Source organism: Leucobacter sp. PH1c, from assembly GCF_000633415.1.
In the GTDB taxonomy this organism is placed as follows: domain Bacteria; phylum Actinomycetota; class Actinomycetes; order Actinomycetales; family Microbacteriaceae; genus Leucobacter.
In genome coordinates this window covers 22,211-28,543 of sequence record NZ_AYMV01000057.1, presented here as the reverse complement: position 1 = coordinate 28,543, position 6,333 = coordinate 22,211, and the positions used below count along the sequence as shown (strand labels likewise).

Below are 6,333 nucleotides of genomic sequence, written 5' to 3'. Positions count from 1 at the left end.
GGTGCCCCCCCGCCGCACCCCGCCACCCATCAAGCCGGAATAGACTTCGATACATTTCGTACGCCAGGCGTAATGTAAGCTATGGTGTAGTAAAACCTGCATGGGAGCCCGAAATGCCACCTGCCGAAGAAGATCCCGTGGTTCCGATTCCTCTCGAAGCCGTGTCCAGCACGCCCCCGCTCGTCAGCCTCTCGCACCTGCGCAACATCACCGACCTCGTGATGCAGCGGGCGCGTCAGGCACCTGATCACGCGGCCTTCGAGGTGCCCGCGCGTGCCGGCGATCGGGACGGAGCATGGGAGCCCATCACGACGAGCGCGTTCGTGGACGAGGTCACAGCGTGGGCCAAGGGCCTCATCGCGACGGGCGTCGCCCACGGCGACGCCGTGCTGATCGCGGCACCGACGCAGTACCGCTGGGCGGTCGCAGACTTCGCCGCACTCTTCGTCGGCGCCGTCGTGGTGCCGATCTACGAGACCTCCGTCGACGGCCACATCGAAGCCGTGCTCGCCGACATGCGCCCGGCCGCCGCGTTCGTCGGCGACGCAGCGCTCGGTGAGCGAGTTACCGCCGCTGCGAGCCGCGTCGAGCTTCCGATCCGGGTCTGGGATCTGGAGTCCACGGCCGAGCCCCAGGCACCCGGCACTCCCGAAGGGCCAGATTCCCCCAGCTCCCGAAGCATCGCGGAGCTCGTGCGCAGTGGCGCCCAGGTGTCCGACGAAGCGTTGGAGGCCCGGCGGTGCGGAGCTTCGCTCGACGACGTAGCGACGGTCGTCTACACCTCGGGCACGACGGGGGCGCCCAAGGGAGCTCTCATCACGCACCGCAATCTGGCCGGGCAGGTGCTGAACACCGCGGCTGCGTATCGCGAGGTGGTGCGGGAGACCGGCAACACGATCCTGTTCCTCCCCCTCACGCATGTCCTGGGGCGAGCCCTGCAACTCATCTGCGTGTCCGAGGGGATGCGGGTGGCTCACCTGTCGAACCCGAAAGACGTCGTCGCAGCGCTGCAGGTGCTGCGCCCCACCTTCCTGGTCGTCGTGCCGCGCGTCCTCGAGAAGATCCAGGCCGCGGCCGCCGCTTCGGCGCACGAGAAGCGACTGACCCCGGTCTGGAACGCCGCAGCGCGCACCGCGGTCGAGTGGGGCGCGCACCTGGAGGAGCGAGATCGGGTGCCGGGCTCGCGGCCCCGCACCGGCCTGCGGATCCGGCACGCGCTCTTCGACCGGCTTTTCTACAGCCGACTGCGCGCCGTGATGGGCGGGCAGCTCGAGTACTTGCTCTCGGGCGCCGCGACCCTGCAGCCCGAGCTCGCGCTCTTCTTCCGCGGGATCGGCGCGCCCGTGATCGAGGGATACGGCTTGACCGAGACCACGGCGCCCCTCGCGGGCGGTCGCCCCGGAGACGTGCGCGCGGGTTCGGTCGGGCGCCCGCTGCCCGGCAACAGCGTCGCGATCGGCCCCGGAGGAGAGGTCCTCGCGCGCGGGGTGGGCGTGTTCGCCGGGTACCGGGATCCCGAGCACACGGCCGCCGCGTTCGTCGACGGGTATTTCCGCACCGGCGACCTGGGGTCGCTCGACGAGGACGGCGCACTGACGCTGCATGGCCGCGCGAAGAACGTGATCATCACCTCGACCGGACGGACCGTGTCGCCCGAGACGTGGGAGCAGTCCGTGGAAGCCCACCCGTGGGTGGCGCACGCGGTTCTCGTCGGAACCGATCGGCCCTACCTCACCGGGATCGTCGTCCTCGACACGGAGGCGCTCGCTTCGACGCCCCACGCGGTGCCCGAGCCGGTCGGCTCTGAGATCGGGATCCTCGACCTCGCCGCTGGTTCCGCGGTGCACGACGCGATCGAGGACGCGGTCGCGCTCGCGAACGCCACGCGGTCGCCGAGCGATCGCGCGCAGCGCTGGCGTGCGGTCGTGCTGCCCGCGGCGCAGCCGGAACGATTCGTCACCCCGACGATGAAGCTGCGGCGGGGCGAGCTCCTCGCCGCGGGCTCGGCCCTGATTGACGACCTCTACTCCCCTCCCCCGTCTCGTCGGCGGGGCGCTCCCCGGAAGGACACGTGACCATGCAGCAGACTCGAGGCCGTTCGATCGCACTCATCTCGGCGAGCATCGTGCTCGGCGCTCTGCTCGCGCTGGCCGGCAGCCAGCACGGAGCCACGCTCGGCGGGTTCCCGCTCTTCGCGCTCGCCGTGCTCGCGGCGTTCGTGGTGCAGTGGCTCGCGTTCATCCCCGCCGCGCTCGGACGGACAGATCGGTTCTTCGACGCGACCGGGAGCCTGACGTACATCATGGTCACCGCGACGCTCCTCCTGCTCGTCCCCGCCGCGGGGCCGCGCGGGATCGTCCTGGGCACGATGGTGATCGTCTGGGCGCTCCGCCTCGGATCCTTCCTCCTGCTGCGCAACATCCGCTCGGGCGGCGACGACCGCTTCGCGGAGATCACGGGCGATCCCGTGCGCTTCCTCTCGGTCTGGAGCGTGCAGGGCCTCTGGGTCAGCCTCACCGCGGCGGCGGCGTGGATCGCGATCACCTCGGGAAGCGGCGCGGAGGCGGACGGGCTGCTCTGGATCGGGCTCGGCGTCTGGGCGGTGGGCTTCGCCATCGAAGTGATCGCCGATCTGCAGAAGTCTCGCTTCAAGCAGGATCCCACGAACGACGGGCAGTTCATCCGTACGGGGCTCTGGTCGGTTGTGCGCCACCCGAACTATCTCGGCGAGATCCTGCTCTGGAGCGGGGTGCTCGTCGCCGCAGCGCCGGCCCTCCGCGGCTGGCAGTGGGTCGCGCTCCTGTCTCCGGTCTTCGTCGTGCTGCTGCTCACTCGGGTGAGCGGGATCCCGCTGCTCGAGGCGAAAGCCGAGAAGAAGTGGGGAGAGGATCCGGAGTACCGCGCCTATGTGGCGCGCACACCCCGGCTCATCCCGTTCACTCGCCGCCGCTGAGGAACGGCTTCCCGACGCACGGGCTACCCCGGGAGGATCGCGCGCTTCCGGGTGCCGATGATCCAGCCCACCACGAACGCGATGAACGGGATGAACGCGAGCATCGTGCTGAGGCCGACCCCGCTGCTGGTCACCAGCGTGAAGTTCGAGAGCACGAGCACCATCGCCCCGATGAGCCCGGCGCAGGCGAGCGCGGGGAACACGAGCGTGCGCCAGACGCGGCCGCCTCGGTGCTCCCGGTTCCGCGCGAAGTACACGATCACCGCGAGCGAGGTCGTGAACATGAGGATCGTCATGCCCACGGTCGCGACACCGGCCATCGATCCGAAGACGCCGACGAGCGGGTCGACGCCGAAGACCGCGAACACGGCGAGCACGGCGAGCGCGGTGCCGGATTGGACGAGCGAGGACGTCGAGGGCGATTCGTGCTTGGGGTGGATCCGGGCCAGCCGCTGCGGGAGCACCCTGAGGCCCGCGAGCACGAACTGGTAGCGCGCGATGACATTGTGGAAAGAGAGCACGCACGCGAAGAGGCTCGTCAGCAGCAGGACGTTGACGATGTCGCGGCCGATGCGCCCGAGATAGTCGTTCGTCGTATCGAGGAGCATGTTGCCCTCGCCGGCGAGCGTGCGCTGGGCCACCTCCATGACGGCGTCGGGGCCGATCGCGACGACGAATGCCCAGCATGTGAAGGCGTAGAAGCCGCCGATGATGAGCACCGAGATGTAGGTGGCCCGCGGAACCGTCCGCTCGGGATTCCGCGCCTCGTCGCGGAACACCGCGGTGGATTCGAAGCCGATGAACCCGGTGAGCGCGAACAGGATCGCGACGCTGATGGCGCCGTTGAGGAACGTACTCGGCTCGAACGAGGCGAACGTGATGCCGGCCGGGCCAGGCTGCACGACGATGGCGAGGTCGAGGAGCACGACGATACTGATCTCCGCGACGAGTGCGATGCCGAGCACCTTCGCGCTCAGGTTGATGTGCCGGTAGCCGAGGAACGCGACGATGAGCAGCGTGACGAGCGAGTAAATCGGCCAAGGAATGCTGGGCCCGCCGTAGAACCTGATCGTGTCGTCGATCGCCCAACCGATGTAGCCGTAGATTCCCGCCTGGATCGCCGTGTAGGCGACGAGCGCGACGACCGCGATGCCCATGCCCGGGCGCTTTCCCAGCCCGAGCGTGACGTAGGAGAAGAATGCCCCGGCCTGCTTCACGTGCGGCGTCATCGCGACGAAGCCGATCGAGAATACGAGCAGCAGCAGCGCGGCGATGAGGAAGCCGACGGGCGCCCCCGCACCGTTGCCGAGCCCGATACCGAGCGGCATGTTTCCGCCGATGACGGTGAGGGGCGCGGCGGCAGCGACGACCATGAACACGATCCCCGCGGTGCCGAGTCGCCCGCGCAGGCGTTCCGGATTCTCTGTGTGCTTCGTACTACTCATAGCGGCTCCTTTGTCGCTGGAAGGTGGTCGTAATGGGCTACGGGCGGGTCGCGCGCGGCTCCGCTTGCAGTGATCCCATGGCTTGCGTAAGCAAGTCGTGGTCGATGGCGTGGGCGGTGACACCGAACGGGCCCGTGAGCGTGCGCGCGGCCACCATGCAGTTCAGGATCGCTTCCTCTGTCGCCTCGATGACGAGGTCGAAGAAGGCCGTCATGAGCTGCGGCGCCATCATCGAGACCTCGATCTTGGCCCGCTCCGTCGCGGCGTTCTCGTCCCAGGCGTAGGGCGGGATGCCGCGGTTCCCGGTCGAGAACGCGATCATGAGGTCACCGCTGTACTGCTCCCCCGCACCGCCCATCTTTCCCACACCGAGTGCGGCGCGCTGGGCGAGCCGGTCGAGCTGGTGCGGGAGGAACGGGGCATCGGTGGCGACAACAACGACGATGGATCCCGATCCCGGCTCGTACGATCGCGGCGTCTCCGGAAGCGGCACCGCGTCCGCGCCGATGATGGCGCCGACCGGCACTCCGTTGACGCTGAGGCGCTCGCGCCTGCCGTGGTTCGCCTGCACGAATACCCCGAGCGTGTACGTTCCGGCGGAAGTCTCGATGATGCGTGACGACGTCCCGGAGCCACCCTTGAACTCGTGGCAGATCATTCCCGTGCCGCCGCCCGCATTGCCCTCGGCAGGGAGTTCCGAGCTCGCGCTTCGGAGCGCTTCGAACAGGTGCTCCTCGGTCACGTGGTGCCCATTGATCTCGCTGAGCTGCCCGTCGTACGTTTCCGCGACGACGGGGAGGCACCAGTAGCTGCCGGGCCCGCGCCGGGCTACCTGCTCCTTCACGAGCGCGTCCCGCACGACACCGAGGCTGTGCGTGTTCGTGAGCGCGATCGGGGACGTGAGTTCGCCGGACTCGCGCACCCACTCAAGCCCGGTCATGTCGCCACTGCCGTTCAGGCGGTGGGACCCCGCGAAGACGGGCTCCTCCCAGATCCCGTCGTGCGGGACGATGACCGTCACCCCGGTGTTGACCGCCGAGGGCTCCCCCGCGGTCTGCACCCCTCCGAGCGTCACCATCCCGACCGTGACGCCGGGAACGTCGGTGATGGAGTTTCGGGGGCCGGTCGGGTTCTTCCCGATCGAGATACCAAGATCGCGCGCTCGCATGTACTCATCCTCAAGTTATTTGCACCGTAGGAAAATAATGAACCCTGATCGCGAGAAACGCAAGGGCCAGCCCGAAACAGCCTCGCTTCTCGCTACGCTGGGGCAGACGAGCGGTCTGAACGGAAGGAGCCCGGTGGCACGACCCAACACCCAGGCCCAGCGCCGGGAAGACATCCATCAGGCGGCGATCACACTCGTGGGGCGCTCCGACCTTGCGCAGATCACGATTCCCGAGATCGCGGCGACGCTCGGGGTGACCGCAAACGCGGTGCGGTACTACTACCCCGACATCGAGACGCTGATCGCCGAGCTCGCGCAGCGCTCGGACAAGCGCTTCTACCACGACCGGCTCGCGCTCCTCGAGGAGTACCCCGATCCCACCGTGCAACTCGAACAGCTGATCAGCGCGGGCCTGCCCACGGGGCCGGAAGACGCGGAGTGGCGGGTGATCTGGATGGCCATTCTCGACGCGGGCTTCAACCTCCAGAATCGCGCGGATGTGCAGTCGATCTATCACCGCCAGGTTGGCCTCTACGCCTCCGTCCTCACTGACGGAGCAGCGCGCGGAGCGTTCCAGCTCCGGCAGGACGCGCAGGAGATCGCGATGACCCTCATGTCGATGGAGGACTACCTGGGGTACCGGATCGTGGCCCGGGATCCCCAGATCAGCCGCAGCACCGCGATCACCCTGATGACCGGGTACGCCCGCTCGGTGACCCGAGGCGACTGACGGCAGGGAGAGCGGGCCTGCGCGGCTGCATCGCGCC

Annotated in this window: 5 protein-coding genes; 3 read left to right on the top strand and 2 right to left on the bottom strand. The window is 68.6% G+C overall.

Annotated elements, in window-relative coordinates; genetic code table 11:
- Positions 1 to 137 precede the first annotated feature (137 nt).
- A complete protein-coding gene (locus tag U874_RS0113805; protein WP_025135121.1) occupies positions 138 to 2,075 on the top strand; it encodes a long-chain fatty acid--CoA ligase in 1,938 nt (645 codons plus the stop codon).
- 2 nt (positions 2,076 to 2,077) lie between these two features.
- Positions 2,078 to 2,953 (top strand): DUF1295 domain-containing protein, encoded by an 876-nt coding sequence (locus U874_RS0113800; RefSeq protein ID WP_025135120.1) that lies wholly within the window; start codon positions 2,078 to 2,080, stop codon positions 2,951 to 2,953.
- A 23-nt stretch (positions 2,954 to 2,976) separates the two neighbouring features.
- Here the strand turns inward: U874_RS0113800 and U874_RS0113795 are convergent, their stop codons facing one another.
- Complete coding sequence (locus U874_RS0113795) at positions 2,977 to 4,398, bottom strand: APC family permease (protein ID WP_025135119.1); 1,422 nt, start codon at positions 4,396 to 4,398, stop codon at positions 2,977 to 2,979.
- 37 nt (positions 4,399 to 4,435) lie between these two features.
- Positions 4,436 to 5,566, bottom strand: a complete 1,131-nt coding sequence (locus tag U874_RS0113790) for a P1 family peptidase (protein ID WP_025135118.1) — start codon at positions 5,564 to 5,566, stop codon at positions 4,436 to 4,438.
- A gap of 133 nt (positions 5,567 to 5,699) precedes the next feature.
- On the opposite strand from U874_RS0113790, the gene U874_RS0113785 reads away from it, so the two are divergent.
- Positions 5,700 to 6,296, top strand: coding sequence for a TetR/AcrR family transcriptional regulator (locus tag U874_RS0113785; protein WP_025135117.1), 597 nt, complete (start codon positions 5,700 to 5,702; stop codon positions 6,294 to 6,296).
- Positions 6,297 to 6,333 lie beyond the last annotated feature (37 nt).